The organism is Candidatus Hydrogenedentota bacterium (genome assembly GCA_016791475.1).
GTDB lineage: Bacteria > Hydrogenedentota > Hydrogenedentia > Hydrogenedentales > JAEUWI01 > JAEUWI01.
In genome coordinates, this window is the sequence record JAEUWI010000018.1 from 1 (window position 1) to 20,701 (window position 20,701).

18 protein-coding genes are annotated in these 20,701 nt (G+C 61.3%); 11 read left to right on the plus strand and 7 right to left on the minus strand.

Translation table 11 applies throughout. From position 1 onward, the window contains the following. The 6 genes from JNK74_11415 to JNK74_11440 all read right to left on the minus strand — a co-directional run. Window positions 1-1,706, minus strand: a 1,706-nt coding sequence (locus JNK74_11415) for a hypothetical protein (protein MBL7646787.1), incomplete at its 3' end; no start/stop codon positions are given. Between the two features lie 196 nt (window positions 1,707-1,902). Next, window positions 1,903-3,564, minus strand: a complete 1,662-nt coding sequence (locus tag JNK74_11420; GenBank protein MBL7646788.1) for a hypothetical protein — start codon at window positions 3,562-3,564, stop codon at window positions 1,903-1,905. Further along, entirely contained in the window at window positions 3,554-5,308 is a 1,755-nt protein-coding gene (locus JNK74_11425) for a VWA domain-containing protein (protein MBL7646789.1), read from the minus strand. The genes JNK74_11420 and JNK74_11425 overlap by 11 nt, the downstream gene beginning before the upstream one ends. Next, window positions 5,308-7,653 (minus strand): tetratricopeptide repeat protein, encoded by a 2,346-nt coding sequence (locus JNK74_11430; GenBank protein MBL7646790.1) that lies wholly within the window; start codon window positions 7,651-7,653, stop codon window positions 5,308-5,310. Before JNK74_11430 ends, JNK74_11425 begins: the two co-directional genes overlap by 1 nt. 1 nt (window position 7,654) lies before the next feature. Beyond that, window positions 7,655-8,107: a biopolymer transporter ExbD gene (locus JNK74_11435; GenBank protein MBL7646791.1), complete on the minus strand. Its 453-nt coding sequence runs from the start codon at window positions 8,105-8,107 to the stop codon at window positions 7,655-7,657. After that, window positions 8,104-8,919, minus strand: coding sequence for a MotA/TolQ/ExbB proton channel family protein (locus JNK74_11440; protein MBL7646792.1), 816 nt, complete (start codon window positions 8,917-8,919; stop codon window positions 8,104-8,106). Before JNK74_11440 ends, JNK74_11435 begins: the two co-directional genes overlap by 4 nt. A gap of 543 nt (window positions 8,920-9,462) precedes the next feature. Between JNK74_11440 and sufB the strand changes: the two genes are divergently transcribed. From sufB to JNK74_11495, 11 genes are all read left to right on the plus strand, one after another. Further along, window positions 9,463-10,959: a Fe-S cluster assembly protein SufB gene (sufB, locus tag JNK74_11445; protein MBL7646793.1), complete on the plus strand. Its 1,497-nt coding sequence runs from the start codon at window positions 9,463-9,465 to the stop codon at window positions 10,957-10,959. A 1-nt stretch (window position 10,960) separates the two neighbouring features. Continuing rightward, window positions 10,961-11,722 carry a Fe-S cluster assembly ATPase SufC gene (gene sufC, locus JNK74_11450; GenBank protein MBL7646794.1) on the plus strand — a complete coding sequence of 254 codons (762 nt, stop codon included), beginning with the start codon at window positions 10,961-10,963 and terminating at the stop codon, window positions 11,720-11,722. A 21-nt stretch (window positions 11,723-11,743) separates the two neighbouring features. After that, window positions 11,744-13,048, plus strand: a complete 1,305-nt coding sequence (sufD, locus tag JNK74_11455; protein ID MBL7646795.1) for a Fe-S cluster assembly protein SufD — start codon at window positions 11,744-11,746, stop codon at window positions 13,046-13,048. 65 nt (window positions 13,049-13,113) lie between these two features. Continuing rightward, entirely contained in the window at window positions 13,114-14,328 is a 1,215-nt protein-coding gene (locus tag JNK74_11460) for a cysteine desulfurase (GenBank protein MBL7646796.1), read from the plus strand. Then, entirely contained in the window at window positions 14,328-14,786 is a 459-nt protein-coding gene (locus tag JNK74_11465) for an SUF system NifU family Fe-S cluster assembly protein (protein MBL7646797.1), read from the plus strand. Before JNK74_11460 ends, JNK74_11465 begins: the two co-directional genes overlap by 1 nt. A 268-nt stretch (window positions 14,787-15,054) precedes the next feature. Further along, the gene (nadA, locus tag JNK74_11470; protein ID MBL7646798.1) at window positions 15,055-16,128 is read left to right on the plus strand and encodes a quinolinate synthase NadA; all 1,074 of its coding nucleotides are present in this window, start codon (window positions 15,055-15,057) and stop codon (window positions 16,126-16,128) included. Window positions 16,129-16,262: 134 nt separating this feature from the next. Continuing rightward, window positions 16,263-16,484 carry a hypothetical protein gene (locus JNK74_11475; GenBank protein MBL7646799.1) on the plus strand — a complete coding sequence of 74 codons (222 nt, stop codon included), beginning with the start codon at window positions 16,263-16,265 and terminating at the stop codon, window positions 16,482-16,484. Continuing rightward, complete coding sequence (locus JNK74_11480) at window positions 16,484-16,882, plus strand: type II toxin-antitoxin system VapC family toxin (protein MBL7646800.1); 399 nt, start codon at window positions 16,484-16,486, stop codon at window positions 16,880-16,882. Before JNK74_11475 ends, JNK74_11480 begins: the two co-directional genes overlap by 1 nt. A gap of 98 nt (window positions 16,883-16,980) precedes the next feature. Beyond that, the gene (locus tag JNK74_11485) at window positions 16,981-17,385 is read left to right on the plus strand and encodes a type II toxin-antitoxin system ParD family antitoxin (GenBank protein ID MBL7646801.1); all 405 of its coding nucleotides are present in this window, start codon (window positions 16,981-16,983) and stop codon (window positions 17,383-17,385) included. Next, complete coding sequence (locus tag JNK74_11490) at window positions 17,385-17,783, plus strand: type II toxin-antitoxin system VapC family toxin (GenBank protein ID MBL7646802.1); 399 nt, start codon at window positions 17,385-17,387, stop codon at window positions 17,781-17,783. The genes JNK74_11485 and JNK74_11490 overlap by 1 nt, the downstream gene beginning before the upstream one ends. A gap of 291 nt (window positions 17,784-18,074) precedes the next feature. Beyond that, window positions 18,075-19,013 (plus strand): hypothetical protein, encoded by a 939-nt coding sequence (locus tag JNK74_11495; protein MBL7646803.1) that lies wholly within the window; start codon window positions 18,075-18,077, stop codon window positions 19,011-19,013. Window positions 19,014-19,161: 148 nt separating this feature from the next. Here JNK74_11495 and JNK74_11500 read toward each other — a convergent pair whose 3' ends face one another. Then, the gene (locus tag JNK74_11500) at window positions 19,162-20,508 is read right to left on the minus strand and encodes a pectate lyase (GenBank protein ID MBL7646804.1); all 1,347 of its coding nucleotides are present in this window, start codon (window positions 20,506-20,508) and stop codon (window positions 19,162-19,164) included. Window positions 20,509-20,701 lie beyond the last annotated feature (193 nt).

Here is a 20,701-nt window from a genome sequence, read left to right on the forward strand (position 1 = left end):
TCGCCTTCGCCTTCGCCTTCGCCTTCGCCTTCGCCTTCGCCCTCGCCTTCGCCTTCGCCTTCGCCTTCGCCTTCACCGCCTGCAACGACGAAGACGGGCACATCGGTCTGCCACACGCGCTCTCTGAAAAAGATCACATCCCGTACATCATCCGAACCATGGGTAACGAACACCCTGATGGAATGGACCGCTTTCTCTCCGCTTTCTTTGGTGCTCGCGGGATAGACTCGGAGGGTATCGGCAGTCTGATCGGGAACGCCGACGTTGTCGATGAACCACTCAAAGCGTATATTGGGCAGATTCAGCGCGCTCACGCGCAGTTCGAGTCCCTCCTCGGTTACAGTCACGGTGCCGGGTGTCGGGCTTGCCGTATCCACGAGATTTACGAGACTCATGATGTCGTCAATATGCGCTTCTTTGCATATGCGGCAGAACTGCTGGCCCAGGCTGCGCATGGCACAGTTGCGCTCCGGCCTGAAAATCCCGCTTGTGAGGTAGCGGGCTCCTTCGAAGGCGCCTACAACACCCTCGTAGGTAAAGGTATCCGGTGTCGGCAGGGGCGTGCTTTCGTCTATCCACTTGTTCCACTTGATGTTATCGAAATCGGAATCAAAATCCACATTTCGCTCGGAGTCGCCCGCCGGATAACCGGGGTACGGTGAGTCATACTCGTCGGCGAGTCCCGGAAAGGTGTGGCCGAATTCGTGGATGCTGACCTCGCTTGCGAACTCGTTCACGGACGCCACGGGGATGGAACCTCCGCCGCCGCCATACTTGGTGGAATTGACAATGAGGAAGACATAATCCCACACGCCGGGCCCTACAAGATCGTCGGCGGCGTCGAAGGCGCGCATCTGCCCGGTGCCATCCGCATAAAGCAGGCGCTCGATACTGCTTGTCCAGAAGGCGGTATTGAAGTAGGTATCCCGCTGGGTTCCGTTCTCACCGTCCTCGTTGTCCGCGCCCTGGTCATTGCTCTCCACGTCGACGCGATAGACGTTGGTAACGTTGAAGTAGACATCCCAGGGAGATGCGGCGGCGAATGCATCCAGGAGGTTGCTGGTATGGACCGCAAAGTCGCCATCGCTCAGGTTCTGAGCGGTATAGCCGTCGCCGAGCACGACCATGACAAATCGATTGGCGTCGTCGCCGGTGTCGCGCACCTTGGTGGCGCTTTGCGGCCCGGCGGTCTTGGTTGTCGCGGGAACCAGCTCCTCGATGGGCATGCTGTCGACACCGACGCTGGCTGCGAGTTTGATAGCTGCCGGCACGCTTTTCCCGCGGGCCGGCGCGGCTTGGCGCATGCGCAGGGCCGCCGGCAAGGTCTTAAAGGCGGGCCCTGGGACGCGGATGACCGCGACGCCCGTTTCGGGGATCATGGGGATGCAGGGCTCGGCATCCTGGGGAACGACGCGCTGCCCGAGGGGAATCTCCACCGGAGCGGTGTGGAGCACTTTCCGATCGGCGTCGAGCCATTCGAGGTCGCAGTCGATGGTCCCGGGCGCGCCCGCGAGGCCGGGGGTGCGCACTTCCTTGGCCATTTCGGGAATCTCAGCGGCCTTGACAACGCGCCAGCCGGCTTCATCATAGGAAAGGGTAATCTGCCAGTATGGGTCGCTCTCCGCGCCCCGCGCGACGCCCGCCCAAAGCAAGAGCGGGAGGAGCAGGGCCCCCGACAACACAATTCTCGCACTCCGTTTCAGCATTTCGTATCCCCTCATGCCCGGTTGTGTCCTGACAGATTTCGGACCGGGGTTTGCCGGCCATTTCCCAATCGATCCACTGCGCGCGAAAGTCGAGTCCCCGGATCAGGGCCCGTGCCGCTTCGAAGAAGTATAGCAGTTCGCATGCGAACCCGAAAGTACTTGTCGGTCTGCCCGGAGGCGAATCGGAATTACCTGCTCAAAGGGGCATGATTTCTCCCGCGCCAGCGCAGGCGCGGTTCTCCACGACCGCCCCATCGCGCTGAACGTTAACGCGCGACACGGTCATTGCGGCCAAATGGGCGTAGTTCTCGCCCGCCATCTCGGCCCCTACGGCGGCGGCGACGTCCCGCGCATCCTCCGCGCGGCAGAGGGCGAGGACGGTGCCGGCGATACCGGCTCCCGTGAGGGATGCGCCAAGTGCGCCATGCCTCAGGGCTGCGTCCACGAGCGTGTCGAGGGCGGCGCTGCTCGCGCCATAGACGCCGGGACACTCCTCGACAGGCAGGACGCGTTCGGCACATTCCAGTAGCCAGGCGTCGTCGGAGCGCTGCTGTATGGCGTTGCCAGCGCGGTCGATGCGGCGATCACCTTCGTGGCCGATGGTCATGAGGCGACCGGCGCGCCCGTAGTCGCCCGACTCCAGGGCGGCGGCAAAATGCCGGGCGCGTTCGCTCTCGGCAATGCCAAAGAGCAGCGGGCCGCGCAGACCGATCTCCCGGGGCTGCATATTGGAGGGCACATCGCCGAAGTAGCGCTGGTATTCACGGTCGAGTTCGGGCAGCACATAGCGGTCACGAAGATCGGCGAGAGAGATGTACTCCGGTATCTTGCGCAGCACGGCGTAGAGCGCGGGGTGGCCGCCGAGGGCCTCGGGGGTGATGTTGGAGAGGCGTCCGCAGGCGGCGACGGTTTCGTCCGGGTATCCGGCTTCGCGCAGGGCCTGCTGGAAGATTTCCATGGCCATGGAGTAGGCGAAGCGATTGAGGGTGTAGGCGACCTTTTCCGCGCCGCTGATGCTGCGCTTTGTAAAACTGTTGATCACGAGAACGCGCAGGGTCTCCGGCAGGGCAATGGTACGGGCGCCGGCGGTTCCGAAGTCCTTCGGGTAAAGGGAGGCGTGGACGATGACGCCGGGCCTACCCAGAATGATGGCGGCCTGATCGCAGGTGCCGCATCGGGACCCGGTGTACCACTCCGCGTCCTGCGCGGCGAGGATGAGGGCGTCGTCGTCGAGTTGGATTTCATTCCATCCGAACCAGGCGTGGAGCAGGGCGATGCACAAGGCGGCGGAGGAACTGAGGGCCGCGCCCTGGGGCAGATTGCTGTCCACGACCATCCGCAGTCCGCCGATATCGCTTTCGGGCGCAGCATGGCGCGCGCGGAGCCAGGCGCCTTCCACGTAGTTGCGCCAGTGACCGGGGACGGCGGCGATCCGCGCGGCCACATCGGCCGATGCGATGAATTCGGGCCAATCGCGACCTTCGGGTCCGGGTAGCGCATCAAGGCCGATATGGAGGGGCGTGAAGGTTTCGCTGGTATTCACCACGTGGGTGAAGCCCTCGGGCGAGGGCGCGGCTACGACAATCACCTCGCGCTGGTGAGTCATGAGGTTGAGCCAGCCGCCGTGGGTGTCCACGTGCATGCCCCGCAGGTTGATGCGACCCGGCGCGCGAAAAATGCGGACGGGTTCATCGCCAAAAGTCTCCAGATAGCGGTTCAGGACCGCACACAGGCGTTGACGTCGCTCTTCGATGAGCGCCGGGTCTCTGTAGATTTCGGTGAGTCGGGGCCGGTCGATCCCATCGGTTGCGCCGAGGGCGGCGAGCCAGGCGGAGGCGCGGGGCGCGTCAGTCGTCATAGCTGGTGCGAACCCCGTAATCGGTGCGCAGTTGCTTCAGTTCACCGAGGAGCGCGGGGCTTTCCCCTTCGCGCGAAATCCGCCCGATGATGTGGTAGGCCTTCTGGAAGGCCCAGTTCCGGGCGATATCCCGTGTTCCCTCTTCGGCCTCGTCGAAATTGGTGCGAAAGATAATCTCTTTCTTCTCCGAGCCCGCCTTGCCCGCGAGTCGCAGGGCGAATGTCCGGCTGGATTCGGGATTGAATCGCCCGTAGAGCGCCACCGCCTGGCCCTGGAAGAAATCGGGCATGGACTGTGGATACACCTTTCCGGTGTCGATGCGCCCAAAATCCGCGCTCAAATCGACCAGGATGGGGTCGCGCAATGTGAGAAAGAACTGGGGCAGTCCTTTCTCGATGTCTTCAATGTCCGATGTGACCTGAGCCGCGCCCTTGTTGCGGTAGGCAAGCAAATCCAGCAGATAGCGGTTGACGGTCTTGCCGCCGCCGAAGGCGTAGACGCCGTTACCCTGGCTGTTGTCCGAGGTCAGACTATTGATGATGGCGCGGCTGTCCTGAAGGCCGGCGGTGGGGCGTCCGTCGCTCACGACGACCACGACGCCGGGGTTGCCTTCGCGCCGCGGCTGCTGGACCATGGGCTGGAGGGCCTTGAAGACGTCGGTCTGTCCGGACGACGCGAGATTGTCGATAAACTTGCCCGCGGCCTGAAGATTCTCCCTGGTGGCGGGCACGGCGGCGGGCTGGAAGTACTGGGGCGCGTCGCGAAACACCACGAGATTAAAGCGGTCCTCGGGTTTGAGTTGCTTGAGTGCGGTGCGGAGCCCCTTCACGGTAATATTGAGTTTGTGCTGGGGAATGCTGCTGGAGGCATCCACCACAAAGGACACATCCTTGGGCAGCACGGGGATCGACTCGCCTTTCCTGGGTGTGATCCGAAGCTCGAAATAGCCTTCCGGATCGCCGGGATTGCGCCAGGTGCGCAATTTCATATCGAGGAGTCCATCGAGGAAGTCGTAGTTCCGTTCCTCTTTGGCCGAAGCCATGGCCTGGCGCACGGGTTCCCGCAGAGGCTCCGCCTCGGGCTCCAGGGTGGGCATGGTGGTGGGCAGTTCGAGCTGCACCGGGGGCTGACTCAGATCGGGTCCGCCACCGGAACTCCCCGCGCCCGACAACGCGGCGGGCCCCTGGGCCAATAGGCTGGGCAGCCCCGAGGGCGGGAGGGTCAATGCGGGCCCCTCCCCCGCATCTTCGGCAGGCTTCAAGTCGGGAAAGGCCTCAACGCCGGGAAGCGCCGTCGTGCCGGGTCGCACGAGGCGGCGGGGCACTTCGAGATCGCGCCGTGCGGCCTCGCGGGTAATTTCGAGGACCTTGGCCTCCAGACGGTGGAGGGAGTCGTCCATGGGCGCGGGCGCGGGCGGGAGGGCGTCGCTGGCGACGCGCCGGGCAAAATCCGGAATCTCCACCTCGGGCTTGTCAAAGGCGGTGTTGTCCGCGGGGATTTCGTCCATTTTGAGCAGATCGCGCACCGAACCGGGGCGGGCACTGAAGGCCTGGCGATCGGCCTGGGTATCGGGCTGGAACAGGGTGGCCGGATCGCGCAGATAGACGTTGAGCCGGGCGAGCATTTTTTCGGGACGGGCGCCGGCCTGGAGCATGCGGATACTCGGCGCCGCGAAGAGAAGGGCGGCGTAGAACGCCGCGGCCATCGCCACGCTGAGGCCGAAAAGCACACGCCGGCTCAGCATCACGCGCTCCCGAGGGCCTTGAGGGCCTCCCCGGCTTTCTGCGTAAAGGCGCTCTCGGGAAAGTCCTCCACGAGTTCCGCATAGGCCTTGCGCGCTTTCTCCGCCTGGCCCGCCTTCTCATAGCACTGGCCCGCGCGCCACAGCGCCTCGGGCGACATCTCCTCGTGCAGAAACAGGATGGCGACGCCCATGAAACTGCGGGCGGCCTTCTCCCAGTCTTCCTGCTTCTCGTGGAGCGCGCCGAGTTGGAATCGTGCGCGCGCCGCGATATCGCCGCTGTTGGAGTTGGCGGCGGCCTCGTACCATTCAAAGGCTTTTTCCAGCTCGCCTTTCGCCTCGTAGATCTTGGCCATGTGCCAGCGCGCCTCGGTGGAGATCGCGGTGGTGGTGGAGCCTTCCGCGACGGCCTGGTATTGTTCCAGCGCCTTCTCCTGATCGCCAGCCTGTTCGCTGCACTCGGCGATCTTCAGCCGCACCTGATCGGCATAGGGATAGGCGGGCACCGCTTTCAACAGCGCTTCGAAGGCCCGGGCGGCCTCTTTCCATTTCTTGTTGTCGAAGAACCACTGGCCGGTCCAGTTGTAGGTCTCTTCATTGAGGCCCGCGCCTTCACGCTCCTCCATGATTTTCAGGAAGAGATCGGCGGCCTCGTCGTAGTCCTTGTGCTCGTAGCGGGCCAGGGCCATGCCGAGGAGGGCCTTGCCCGCGTAGGGTCCTTCGGGTGCGGCGTCGATAAGGGCCTGGTAGAGTTCCACGGCCTTCACGGCTTCTTTCGCCACTTTCAGGGTATGCTCCGCCACGCGAAAAAGGGCCTCTTCACGGTGCGCGGTCTGGGGATACTTCTCGAGGAGGGTGGCGAAGGTGGCGATACCGCCGTCGAAGTCTTTCAGATTGTTTTTGGTAAGCGCGAGGCGATAAAGGGCCTGTTCTTCGACCAGGGGCTGGGGCGTACCTTCGAGGATACGGGCATAGTGGCCGGCGGCCACATCGAAAGCGCCCGATGCGAAGCGGGCGTCGCCCGCGCGAAGCAGGGCCTGGCCCAGCAGCGGGTGCTCAGGAAACTGGGCGGCGAACTGTTCGTAGGTCTGGGCCGCTTCGCCGGACATGGCAAGCTGCTCCAGGCACTCGGCCGACTTGAAGAGGGCTTCGGCGCCAAACTCGCTCTGGGGATATTGCTCGGCCACGAGGCGAAACTCCTGGTGGGCCGCCTCAAGATTGCCCTGGACCACCAGAATGGTGCCCAGCAGAAAGGCGCCCTCGCCGCTGAGGTCGGAATTCTTGTAGTCCTGGAGAAACTGCGTGACCAGCGTCTGGGCGCGGGCGGTGTCCCCCTTCTGAAACTGGATCCAGGCCATCTTGTAGAGGGCGCGGCCCGCGAAGTCGGTGTCGGGGAATTCCTCCCGTATTTTCGTGAAGGCTTCCATGGCGCGGTCGTTCTCGCCCTCGCGCTGGAGGCAGTTGGCGCGCACGTAATCCAGTTCCACCCTGTGCTTCGACTCGGGAAAGCGCTCCAGGTGCTGCTTGATCAGGGTCAGGGCATCGGGACATTTGCCCTCGTGGTAGAGTGCCCAGATGTGGCCCACCTCCGCCCGCTCCCTGAAGGGCGAATCGGGGAAGTCTTTCTGAAGTTGCTCATAGGCCCCGAGGGCGGCGCTGTACCACCCGATTTGATCGTAGGTCTGGGCGGCGCGATAGCGGCTTTCCATGCGCAGGGTTTCATCGGCCTTCGAGCCCGCGACGGCGGAGTAGTGGATGGCGGCGTTCTCGAAGTCCTTCTGGGCCGTGTAGGCATAGGCCAATTGAAACTCGGCGTAGGGCGCCATGACATGCCCGGGAAGGTCCTCGATCAACTGGTTGAACTGGGCGATGGCTTCCGCGACTTTGCCGCCGTCAAAAAACGCTTTGCCTAGAAAATACTGGGCGCGGCCGCGGGGCTCGTCCTGGCCGTCCATGGCGAGGGGTCCGAGGGCCTCAATGGCGCGGGTGTAGTCCTTCATGAAATAGTAGACCTCACCCCGACTGAGGCGGGCCCGTTCCTTGAATGGGGAATCGCCGGGCAGGGCCTGCAGGGCGTCGAAGGCCTCCAAGGCCCGAGCATGGTCGCCGGCGGCGTAGGCCGATTCGCCGAGGCGATACCAGACTTCCGGGGGCGCGGCTTTCCCGTCAAGCGCTTTGAGGTAAGCCTCGTACTCCTCGGCGGCCTCGCTGAAGAAGCCGCGGACGAAAAGTCCATTGGCAAAATCGAGCTTCGACTGGAGGGGATCGTTCGCTTCCTGAGCGTAGCGCGGCGCGCTGCACACCATCAGCCCGCAGAACACCAGGGCGGATACAATCCGGCGGCCCATCTCAGCCCGCTCCGTCCGGCGCACCCGCGGACGAGGGAGGACCCGGCGTTTCGATCGCCGCGAAGGACACGTTCTGTATGTCCGCTTTGCGGCAGCAATCGAGCACTTCGATGGCGCGGCCGAGTACGGCGGACTGGTCGCCCCGGATGATCACGGCGCCACCGGGAAAGAGTTCGGCCACCTGGTGGAGCAACTCCTGAAGTTCCGGGATGGTCTGCTCCTGGTTGTTGACGACGATCGCGCCATCCGCACGGAGATTGATGAAGATTTCCCCGCGATTGCGTTCCGATTGCACGGCCGAGTCGGCGGTGGGCAGGGTGATGTCGACTTCGCTCTCCAGGGCGCCGTAGACCGAAGTGACCATGAAGAAGATCAGAATGAGGAATACGATATCGATCAGGGGCGCGAGCTGAATGGCGTCGGGCTGTTCGGGGACGTTCTGGCCGAATCTCATGACTCGTTCTCCTTTACGATGAGCTCCACGAACTCGCTGGCGTGGGCCTCGACGGCGGAGATGATTTTCAGCACGCGGCCCCGTAGAACAAAGTACACGGCCAGGGACGGGATCGCCACGAGGAGTCCGCCGGCGGTGGTGATCATGGCGAGAGACACGCTATACGCCAAGGTGAGGGACTTCACCTGGGCGTCCTGGAGGGCGATGGCGCCGAAGGCCTGCATCATGCCCCAGACCGTGCCGAGCAGTCCCAGCAGGGGCGTGAGGGAAGCGATGTTGTTGAGATAGGAGATTTTCTGCCAGAGGGCGGTGGCCCCGCGTTCGCCCTCGCTCTCCATGGCCTCCTGGATGACGAAGCGCTCATGGCCGGACATCTTCAGGCCGGCGCGCAGCACGACGGCGAGGTATTCATCCCGCTCCTGGCTCATCTGGTAGGCCCCCCGTAGATCGCCGGCATGGAGCATGCCGTGGGCGCGCTTCACCAGGGTCCTGGGGGCCTCGCGTCCGGGCGTCAAGGTGAGGAGGTAGTACACCGACAGCACGAAGGCTATGAAGCCGAGGCCCATGATCACCCACAGAATGAAGCCCCCCTGCTCGATCATCATCATGAGGGTGAGCTGGCCCGCGGCCTCCGGGGTGGCGGTATCCACCACGGTGACGGCGGCGTTGTCCATGGAGACGGGCTCCAGAGGTGCGGCCTCCACCGGTGCGGGCGCCGTGGGGACGTTTTCAGGTGTGGCGTTTTCCTGGGCCACCGCGCCCGAAACCCACAGGGCCAGCGCGATCAGGAACCAAGCTGAGGCGATTCGCATCGAAAAACTCCATGAAATTCGGGAAAAATGGCCAACACGGCAGCAAGAGGGAGGCACCGCCGCTGGACTCGGGCCATGGGGGTATAATACCCGCGCATCCGTAAAGGTTGCAATGATATAGGGTTGGGGACGGGATGGATGGGCTGCTCATCCGGCGAGTGGCGCGCTTGATTTCCAGGAGTGGCCCGTTCACGTAAAGCCAACGCTCATATCAGGCGCCCGATCTTTCCCTTCGACTGCCGGGCTGTGTTAAAATGATGAAAGCGCCCAAACAGATCCCTGCTGGCGCGCGGGGATGTCTGGGGGCTCAAGTCCTGGTGGGAATAAAACGTAAGTCCGTGCTGTTTCTAGCGTTGTGAGCCTGCGGAGCAACAGGTCGGCGCCCGTGACCGGCACGAAGCCCGCCCTTATCACCGTACCCATTACCACACGTGTGATCGCGCTTCTTTCGTTCATGACTTTGACGGGGGAGCGGAGTGCCCTGCGCACCGCACCAAAACGAGGCCCTGGTGCCCTTCGACTGCACAACAGGAGATTTTTCATATGGCTTCCCCTACCGGAAAGCTTGAAACCGCCGAATACACCGGCACGCGCGTGGAGCAGAGCAACAAACGCGCGGCAGAGGCCGCCCAGCGCGAGTATAAGTACGGCTGGACCTCCGACATTGAATCCGAGACGATCCCCGTCGGCTTGAACGAGGACGTAATCCGTCTTATATCGGCGAAGAAAAATGAGCCCGACTGGATGCTGGAATGGCGCTTGAAGTCCTACCAGGCGTGGCTGCGCTTTGATGAAGAGCCCTCCTGGGCCAAGGTGAAGTACGCCAAGCCCGATTTCCAGGCCATCAGCTACTATTCGGCGCCGAAGGAGAAGAAGAAACTCAACAGCCTTGACGAGGTTGACCCCGAGATTCTGGCGACCTTCGACAAGCTGGGGATCCCCCTGCAGGAACAGAAGCGCCTGAGCGGCGTGGCCGTGGACGCGGTTTTCGACAGTGTGTCCGTCGTAACGACCCATAAAGACATCCTGGCGAAGCGCGGCATCATCTTTTGCAGCATTTCCGAAGCCCTGCGTGATCACCCCGAACTGGTGAAGAAATACATTGGCTCCGTGGTGCCCCAGAGCGACAATTTCTACGCGGCGCTGAACTCCGCTGTCTTCAGCGATGGATCTTTCGTCTATATCCCGAAGAACACCAAGTGCCCGATGGACTTGTCCACTTATTTCCGGATCAACCAGGAAAACACGGGCCAGTTCGAGCGCACGCTCATCATTGCGGACGAAGGCAGCACGGTGAACTACCTCGAAGGCTGCACGGCGCCCCAGCGCGACGAGAATCAGCTTCACGCCGCCGTGGTGGAGATCGTGGCGCTGCCCGGCGCGACCGTCCGTTATTCTACGGTGCAGAACTGGTTCGCCGGCGACGCCGAGGGCAAAGGCGGCATCTACAACTTTGTGACCAAGCGCGGCCGTTGCGAAGACAACGCGCGCATTTCCTGGACCCAGGTGGAGACGGGCTCCGCCATCACCTGGAAATACCCGAGCTGCATCCTGAAGGGCGACAACTCCGTCGGCGAATTCTACTCCGTGGCGCTGACCAACAACTTTCAGCAGGCCGACACGGGCACGAAGATGATTCACCTCGGCAAGAACACGAAGAGCACCATCATCTCCAAAACCATTTCCGCGGGCAAGAGCGACAACAGCTATCGCGGGCTGGTGCAGGTGATGCCGAAGGCGGTCAACAGCCGCAGTTATACCCAGTGCGACTCGCTGCTGATCGGTAATGAGTGCGGCGCCCACACCTTCCCTTACATCAGCGTGCGGAACAAGTCCGCCTCCGTGGAGCACGAAGCTTCCACATCCAAGATCAGTGAAGACCAATTGTTTTATTGTCAATCCCGGGGTATCGGCCCGGAAGACGCCATCTCCATGGTGGTCAATGGATTCTGCAAGGAGGTCTTCGACCACCTGCCGATGGAATTTGCCGTGGAAGCGTCGAACCTGCTGAGCCTGAGCCTCGAAGGGAGTGTTGGATAACATGCTTGAAGTAAAGAATCTGAAAGCGTCTGTTGACGGAAAAGAAATCCTCAAGGGCATCGACATCACCGTTAATCCCGGTGAAGTGCACGCCATCATGGGACCCAACGGCTCGGGCAAGAGCACCTTTGCCCAGATTCTCGCGGGCCATGAAGCCTATGAAGTGGATGAAGAAAGCAGCGTGAACTTCCTGGGCCAGGACCTGCTGGAGATGCCGGCCGAAGAGCGCGCGCGCCTGGGCATGTTCCTCGCCTTTCAGTATCCCGTGGAAATCCCCGGCATCACGAACAGCTATTTCCTGCGCGCGGCCGTGAACGAAATCCGCGTCAGCCGCGGCCTCGAAGAGCTTGACGCGATGGATTTCGCGGCCCTGCTCAAGGAAAAGATGGAGTTGATCAACGTCGACCCCAGCTTCGCGGAACGCTTTGTGAACTTCGGCTTCTCCGGCGGCGAAAAGAAGCGCAACGAGATTCTCCAGCTCGCCATCATGGAGCCGCGCCTGGCGATTCTGGACGAAACGGACTCCGGCCTGGACATCGACGCGCTTCGAATCGTTTCCGAGGGCGTGAACAAGCTGCGCACGCCCACGCGCTCCTTCATCGTGGTCACCCACTACCAGCGCCTGCTCGATCATATCGTTCCCGACTTCGTGCACGTGCTCTATAAGGGCCGCATTGTGAAATCCGGCGGCAAGGAGCTCGCGCTGGATCTGGAAGAAAAGGGCTACGACTGGCTTCGCGAAGAAGAAGAGGCCGCGGTCTAAGCGGGCCCCACGGAGCACACGATGTCTGAAGCCACCCTCACCCCACACGATCAGTACCTCGCCGATCTGACCCGCGAGCCGGTCAATGGACAGCCCGACTGGTTCGGGCTTATCCGCGAGACGGGCCGCGCCGCGTTCGAAGCGAGCGCCTTCCCCCATGTCAAGCTGGAGGAATGGCGGCACACGAATATCGCCGCGATTTCCAACAACCACTTTCCCATCGTCGCCACACCCGGCGCGGTGGACGCCGCGCAATTGGAAGGCCTTTCGCTGGCACAGCACGGCTATCACGAAGTGGTCTTCGTCGATGGCTACTATTCCGAGGCGCTTTCGACCCTCGGGACATTGCCCGACGGCGTGCTGCTCGGCAGCCTCTATGCGAACCTGGGTTCGGACGTGGCCCGCGCGCACCTGAACCAGCACGCGCAGAATCGCAGCGCCTATACCGCGCTCAACACGGCGAACGTGAAGGATGGCGCGCTGGTCTACCTGCCGCGCAAGACCGTGCTGGACGTACCCGTTCACCTGCTCTTCATCAGCACCGCGTCGGTACAGCAGGCGGCGCATCTGCGCAACGTGATCGCGCTGGACGAGAGCAGCGAAGCCACCGTCATCGCGACCTATGCGAGCGTCGGCTCGGCGAGCTACCTCAACAACATCGTTGAGGAAATCGCTCTCGGTCCGAATTCGGGATTGAAGTACTACAAGGCCGTCCAGGAAGGCGCGGCGGGCAATCATCTGTCCACCACCGAATTCCACCAGGACCGCGACAGCCGCCTCTTCTCCCTCGTGGTGAGCCAGGAGGGCAAGATCACCCGGAACCAGCAGTGTATTCGCCTCGCGGGTCCCGGCGCGGAATGCGCATTGCACGGCTTGTATATGAACGACGGCGAGCGCCTCATCGACAACGCGCTCCACATCCACCACGCGGTGCCGAACTGCAACAGCCGCATTGCCTATAAGGGCATTCTGGACGGCAACAGCAAGTCGGTCTTCACCGGCAAAGTGAATGTGGATCAGGTCGCGCAAAAGACGGACTCCGACCAGTTGAGCAACAACCTGCTTCTTTCGGACAGCGCCACCATCGACACGAAGCCCCAGCTCGAAATTTACGCCGATGACGTGAAGTGTACTCATGGTGCGACCGTGGGCGCCCACCCGGACCCGATCATATTCTACTTCCGCAGCCGCGGCATCGACGAAGCCACGGCGCGGGGCATGTTGACCTACGGTTTCGCCGACGAGATCGTGGCCGAGATTGGCCCCGAGGCGTTCCGTGATCGCCTGCAGCACTACATCTTCAAGAAGTACAGCCCCCAACAGTAGGTAGTACCATGACCTCCCCCGCAGCTAGCATCACCACCGACCGCCTCGACGAACTGGCCCGCGCCATAGATATCGAGCGGATCCGCGCCGACTTCCCGATTCTCGGGCTCGTGCAGCGGGGCAGGCCCCTCGTGTATCTGGACAACGCGGCAACCTCGCAGACGCCGCGTTCGGTGGTGGAGTCGATTTCGGACTACTACTACACGAAGAACGCCAATGTGCATCGGGGCGTACACCACCTGAGTCAGGTGGCCACGGACGCCTACGAGCAGGCGCGCAAGAAAATCGCGAAGTTCATCGGCAGCCATGTTTCCTGCGAGATTGTGTTTACCCGCGGCACGACGGAAGCCATCAACATCGTGGCCCAGACCTATGGCCGAAAGCACATCGGCCAGGGCGATGAGATCCTCATCACCCATATGGAGCACCACTCCAACATCGTGCCGTGGCAGATGCTCTGCCAGGAGACGGGCGCGGTGCTCAAAGTCGTTCCGATAAACGATGCGGGCGAGCTGATCATGGAAGAGTTCGACGCGCTGTTGAATGAGCGCACGAAGCTCGTTTCCGTGGTGCACGTTTCCAACGCGCTCGGCACCATCAATCCCATCGAGGAAATCATCGCGAAAGCCCACGCGATTGGCGTCCCGGTGCTCCTCGACGGCGCCCAGAGCACTCCCCATATGGCCATCGACGTTTCGAAACTGGACGTGGACTTCTTCGCCTGCTCCGCCCACAAGATGTATGGCCCCACGGGCATGGGCGTTCTTTACGCCAAGGCGAAGCATCTGGAGTCCATGCCCCCCTGGCAGGGTGGCGGCGACATGATCCTGTCGGTCACCTTCGAGAAAACGACCTACAACCACCTGCCCTACAAGTTCGAAGCGGGGACACCCCACATCGAAGGCGTGATCGCCATGGGTGCGGCGGTGGACTATATCAACGGCATCGGGATCGACAAGATTGCCGAGTATGAGGCCGCGCTGCTCGACTACGGCACCCAGGCTCTGGCGCAGGTGGATGGGGTCCATATCATCGGGACGGCGGCCCGGAAGGCGGGCGTGCTCTCCTTCACCATGGACTGCGCCCACCCCCACGATATCGGACAGATACTGGACGACAACGCGGTCGCCATCCGCGCCGGGCACCATTGCGCGCAACCCGTGATGCAGCGCTATGGCGTGGCCGCCACGGCGCGCGCGTCTTTTGCCGTGTACAATACGCGCGAAGAAATCGACGCCCTCGTGAATGCCCTCAACGAAGTGAAGAAAGTATTTGGCTGATGTCCGAGTCCCGCGCCCTGTATGAGCAGGTGATCCTGGATCACAACAGGAACCCGAGAAACTTCAAGAAGCTGCCCGACGCCGACAAGAGTGTCGAGGGCTTCAACCCCCTGTGCGGTGATCACTTCACGGTGCATATCAAACTCGATGGCGAGGTTATTCAGGAGATTTCCTTCGAGGGTTCCGGCTGCGCCATTTCCAAGTCCTCCGCTTCCGTCATGACCACCGTGCTCAAGGGCAAGACCCGGGCCGAGGCGGAAGAGCTTTTCCACCGCTTCCACACCATGATTACGAGCCGTCCCGACGCCCCGCTGGACGAAGCATCGCTGGGCAAGCTCCAGGTATTCGCCGGCGTGCGGGAGTTTCCCGTGCGCATCAAATGCGCCACCCTGGCGTGGCACGCGGTGCACTCCGCGATCGAGGGCGATGCCGCCCCCGTGACCACCGAGGAAACCTGAGCCGGCACCACCCCGGAATTGCTCCGTGACCACCGAAAAATCGCATTTGCGCACGGGGCGGCGAGGAATAAAAGCGCGCCCTGTTTGTAGTGTAATCAGGCCCTGTGATACCATTCGCAGTTAAATTATCACCCTTACGCCGCCAGGCCCGTTCCCTACCTCCTTGCGGGGGAAGGTGTAACCGCCCGCGCGGCACAATTGAAGCGGAGCCGTGGCCCGAAAGTGGGCCCATCTGGTTGAACGCCCGAGGCGAGGAAATTACGCCACCATGACCAACGCGAACGCCCTTGAATACAGCACATCGCTCGACGAGCTCCGCCAGCAGCTTCATGCAAAGCTGCACATGGTCATGCCCGAATTCGAGATCGACCTCAAGGCCGAAATCGCCCACCAGATCAATCTCCTCAAGAAAGAGATGAACGCGGTTATCCTCGGGCACAATTACATGGAGCCCGCCCTCTATCACTCCGTGCCGGATTTCGTGGGCGATTCCCTCCAGCTTTCGGCCATCTCCGCGAAAACCGATGCCGATATTATCATGTTCTGCGGGGTTTGGTTCATGGGTGAGACCGCCAAAGTGCTGAACCCCGGCAAGACCGTGCTCGTGCCCTCCAACAAGGCCGGCTGCTCCCTGGCCTCCGGCATTAAAGCCAGCGACGTTCGCGCGCTCAAGCTTAAGTACCCCGGCGCGCCCGTCGTGAGCTATGTCAATACTTACGCAGACGTGAAGGCCGAGTCGGACTATTGCTGCACCTCCGGCAACGCCGGCCAGGTGCTCAAGCACCTGCTGGCGCTGGGCCACAAGCGCGTCATCTTCCTGCCCGACGAATACCTCGCGCGCAACTCGGCGGCCGAAGTCGGCATGGCCTATGCCCCGGCGCTCAACGACGCATTGGTCGCCCAGATCGACGCCGATACGCCCGCCGTCCTCGGTTGGGATGTGCGCTGCGAAGTCCACGAGCTCTTCACCATCCAGGATGTGGAAAACATCCGCCGCCAGTTTCCCCAGGCGGTCATCCTCGCCCACCCCGAGTGCAGTCCCGAAGTCATCGCCAAGGCGGATATTGCGGGCAGCACCAAAGTCATGGTGGACTACGTCGAGAAAGTCGACGCCCCCCAATACGCCCTCCTCACCGAGTGCAGCATGGGCGACAACATGGCCGGCCAGTTCCCCCACCGCGAAATGATTCGGAGTTGCAACCTCCGCTGCAAGCACATGAACCAGATCAGCCTCGAAGACACCTTGGAAGCCCTCCAGAAGATCCAGTACAAGGTGGAGCTCGACGACGCCATCATCGAAGCGGCCCGGAAGCCCATCGATCGAATGCTGGAGATTCGGTAGTCGTTAGCGAGTTTCTTTATGAAATCACGCACCCCGGAACACCGTCCGGGGTGCGATTTCTTTTGGTCGCGTTGATATCGCTCGAGATTGTGATACAATTCCAAATATAGCAAATATATTTGGAGATTTGACCTATGCCGCAAGTTCATTGCTACCTGAACGAAACCCTGGCGAAACGCCTTCAGGAAAAGGCGGAGCATCAACATATTTCGGTCTCGAAGTACATTGCGAGCCTGATCGAGAAGGATGTCGGCAACCAATGGCCGGAAGGCTTTTTCGAACTCGCGGGCTCGTGGGAAGGTGAATTTGAGCTTCCCGCGCAGGGCGAGTTTGAAGTTCGAGAAAGCTTTGATTGATGTATCTCCTCGACTCAAACGTGTGTGTTCAGTACCTCAAGAATGCCCATCCCGGCATCGTGTCGCGGATACGGCACGCCGAGCCCGGTGAACTCGTCCTGTGTAGCGTTGTGAAGTCGGAATTGCTCTATGGTGCCCGCCACAGCCGGATGGTGCAGCGGAATCTAACGACATTGCGCGACTTTTTTCAGCCCTTTCAAAGCCTTCCCTTCGATGATCGTTGCGCGGAGGAAGCGGCCCAGATCCGCGCCGATCTGGCTGTCCAAGGCAAGCCCATCGGGCCCCACGACATCCTCATCGCCGCCACGGCCCGGGCGCACGATGCGGTGCTGGTGACGCACAACTTTGGCGAGTTCGCGCGGGTTACGGGGCTGCGCCTGGAAGATTGGGAGGTTTAGCTGGCGAGTATCGGTTGCGTCAGTCGCCCATTTCGCCCCCTTGCATTTGGAGCGAAGATCTGCAATCCTGCTGACAAGTCATCACGGAAGTATATCCCATGACAACGCGAACCATAGACATTCCCGAAGAGTTGGCGCGCTTCATTCACGATAGCGTGGCGGCGGGCCGCTACCCCGACGAAAACGAAGTCGTCCGGGCGGCGTTGCATCTTCTGGAGCGCGAAGAGGAGGAATACCGCGAAAACCTCGTAGAACTGCGGGCGGAAGTCCAGAAGGGGATCGACGCCATTGAAGCGGGCGACTATATTGAGTTGGAAAGCCGGGAGGATAGCCCGGCACTCGGTGACGAAGTTTCGCGCCGGGGTACGGAACAGCTTGATCGGGAGAAGGCCAGCAATCAGTGGCCTGATGGCTATTTCGAAACCGTTTTCGGCGGATGGCAAGGGGACCCACTTGTACGGCCTGAGCAGGGCGAGTTTGAGCAGCGCGAGTCCTTCGATTGATGTTTGTCCTCGATTCAAATGTGTGTATCCGACTCTTGAATCAAACCCATGAGGGAATTGCCGAGCGGTTTCACCGCTACCCGCCAAACGAGATCGCTCTTTGCAGCGTCGTCAAGGCAGAATTGCTCTACGGAGCGAGGCGAAGCCGAAAAGTTGAAGAAAATCTCCGCGTGTTGAGGGTTTTCTTTGCACCGCTCGCCAGCCTCTCCTTCGACGACCGCTGCGCGGACGAAGCGGCCCAGATCCGCGCCGACCTGGCGGCGCAGGGCAAGCCTATCGGGCCACACGATATCCTCATCGCCGCAATGGCCCGCGCGCACGATGCGGTGCTGGTGACGCACAACATGAGCGAGTTTGCGCGGGTTACGGGACTGCGCTTGGACGATTGGGAAAGTTGAGGTGGACACTGGCGGGACCGGGGTTCTCTAAGATTGGAAGATGGCCGTGCCTGGTCGCAGGGACAATTGGGACGGCAGGTAGTGCGCATGTGTAGTCCCTGAAAGTCACGACGACGCAAATGGCCCGCATTCCCCACGGCTCAATTGACCTGCGACGCCAGCCATTGGAATAGTCGTCGTCCCGCGACGGCATCCCTCGGCGATGACATCGTCAACGTCCCAGGGCCTATGCTCGTATATTTAGAGTTAATCGGATTGCAACGCCTCCCTCGAATAACCGGAGCCAACACCATGGCGCGCACGAAGACCTGCCTTGTTCTCCTGGCATTGCTCTTTATTCCCGCTCAGGCAACCCTCGGCATGTCAATCATCAACGACGTAATTCGCGACAAGAACTACGTCGAGTGGCCCCGTCTGGTGGAGGTGCTTAGAGGCCCCGGACAGTTTCGTTCTTATACGGGCGCGGGCAACGAGATCTTTTTTTATCGCGGCACTACGGCACAGCTCAATGAAGTCTTGCAGAAGTTTGCCGCCGTTGATATCCCCGTTCACGACGTCATCCTGCTTCCCGGTCCGGCCAGGACCAAAACTTTCGGCTTCAACGAACTTTCCTTTGGCTGGCGCTTGGATCTCCTTCGCGAAGGTCCCCCCTCCGCCACTGAAAGCGAAGCCACGCGCGGCGTAAAGCCTGTGTATCCGACCCTCACGGTTTACATTGGCGACGGCAAACCCGTCGAACCCATGGAGATCTCCATTTTCCGTGAAGTCGGCGATGGGCTCCTGGACCCGAAAGATAATTTTGGCCAGATTCACCTGGATGAACTCGTCATTCCCGATGGCGTGACCGTCCTGCAGCGGAAGGAAGTCCGAGAACGCTGCTACAGGAACTTGGAAACCGCCCCCTATTATTTCGCTGCTCAAAAGCTCGCTGCGTTTGACTATGACTTCAGCGAAAGCGGTTCGCGCGTGCTCGATGCGATGAGCGACGGGACGCCCATTAGTAGTTCAGCGTACTACCACATCCTGGTGAGCTTCGGGCAGCCAGTTCGACCATTCCTCTTGAAGGAGCTTGAACGTAGAGACCTGGACAACCGCGTGCGCGACGATCTCAAGGAAATCGTCCAAAAGTTAGAGGGTATTCAACCCGACGCCGAATTGACGGAGCGGCGTTCAAAGGTTAGCGACGAGATAGCAGCGTTTGTAGCCAAACACCGGCAGAATCTGGATTAGACATACCGAAAGCACAGCGGCAGCTTTTGCGAGGCAGGATAACGGCACTGGAGACGCGATGCGCTTCCAGGAATGACGCAAAGCAGGGCGATTCACCCGGGGCGAAGGATGCCATGTGGATTCGAGGGACCGAATACGCAGTCAGGTATTACCGCGCGCACAATCCATTCAAATACGCCTCCAGCCGCGTATACCCGCCCTCTCCTACTTCATTCCGATCTTCCGGATTCCCAGGGTCCAAACCATGCGCGCGCTCCCAGGCGTCGGCCATGCCGTCGCGGTCCTTATCTTCCGGCGCTGTTCCGCCCTTCAGCTCCGGCCAGCCACCGACTTCCTTCTGCGAGTTGATCAGCTTTCCTTTTCCATTGCGGAGATCGGCGATGAAGCGCTGGTCCACAGCATCGCGGGCTTGGGACGCCCCGGCGCGGTCGAGAACGATGGCGCAGGCTTCTTCGGCGGATTGTGTTTTTGGGGTGTTTTCACCGAGGTCGTAGGGCTGATCCACACTCCAATCCTCTACCGTGCCCGCGTATTTGTAGCCCGAGTCCGGCTTTAGCCACGATTTCATGTCCACGGCGCTGTAGTTGTCCTTCGTCCAGCCCTTGTTGCCCTCAAACACGTTGCCACCCATCCAGCCTTTTGCCTTGTCCGGCAAGCTGGCTTTCATCGCCACGGGCTGTCGCCCTGGGTCGGTTTCGGGGCCGGGCTTGAAGTAGTTATTGACCAGATTCACCTGGTTGTCGCAAACGTTGGCTGCGCCGCTCCAGTTGAAGATGACGTTATTCCGGAAGTCGATGATCCATTGGGGATCTTTCACCGAACCGCCGATGGTGGGATGTCGGTCGCGGCTGGAAGCAAAAATATTGTGGTGGATTGTGCCATCGCCCAGCGGGCCGCGAAAGGAGGCGCACATGGCATGCCCCCCCTCGGGGTGAATGCTCTCGTGGAGGGCCTCGCTGAAAATGGACCACTGGATCGTGTAGTCCTTGCATCCGCGTGTGTCGCAGTTGCCGTCCACGCCCCAGCTCATGGACATGTGGTCGAGTATGAAATTCTCGCAGCGATCCACGGTCAAAGCATCCGGCGCTTCGTCGCCCTTCTTGTTCTGATCGCCGAGGCGCAGGCGGATGAAGCGAACGATGAAATCGGAAGCGTCGCGCAGGTGAAGGTTGTAGTCGCGAATCGTAATGCCCTCGCCCGGCGCAGTCTGGCCCGCGATGGTCAGCCCCTTCCCTTCAATGCGAAGGATAGACTTCAGCGCGATAGTGCCGGACACCTCGAAGACAATGGTGCGCGGCCCCGAGGCCGTTTCGATGCCTTCGCGCAACGAACCCGGTCCACTGTCGCCAAGCTGGGTGACGTGGTAGACATCGCCCCCGCGCCCGCCCTTCGCAAATCGGCCATAGCCCTCCGCGCCGGGGAAGGCCAGTTGCTGCCCTTCGGCCTGGACCAGGAAGCATGCTGTGACTGCGATCAGCGCCATTTTGCGTATCATGTTGTGTCTCCGGTTCCTTGACCCGATTCCCGGTTGAGGAAATAAATAGAAACGCCGCAGCAGGCGGCAACGCTAGAGCCCATTGCGCGGTTAGACCCGACAGATTACAGTCGGGTGCCATGATTCTGTGGTGGCTATCTCGCGATTATCTCCGGGCGTCCGTTTCGCCGTACAATGGATAATGCTGTTTCGC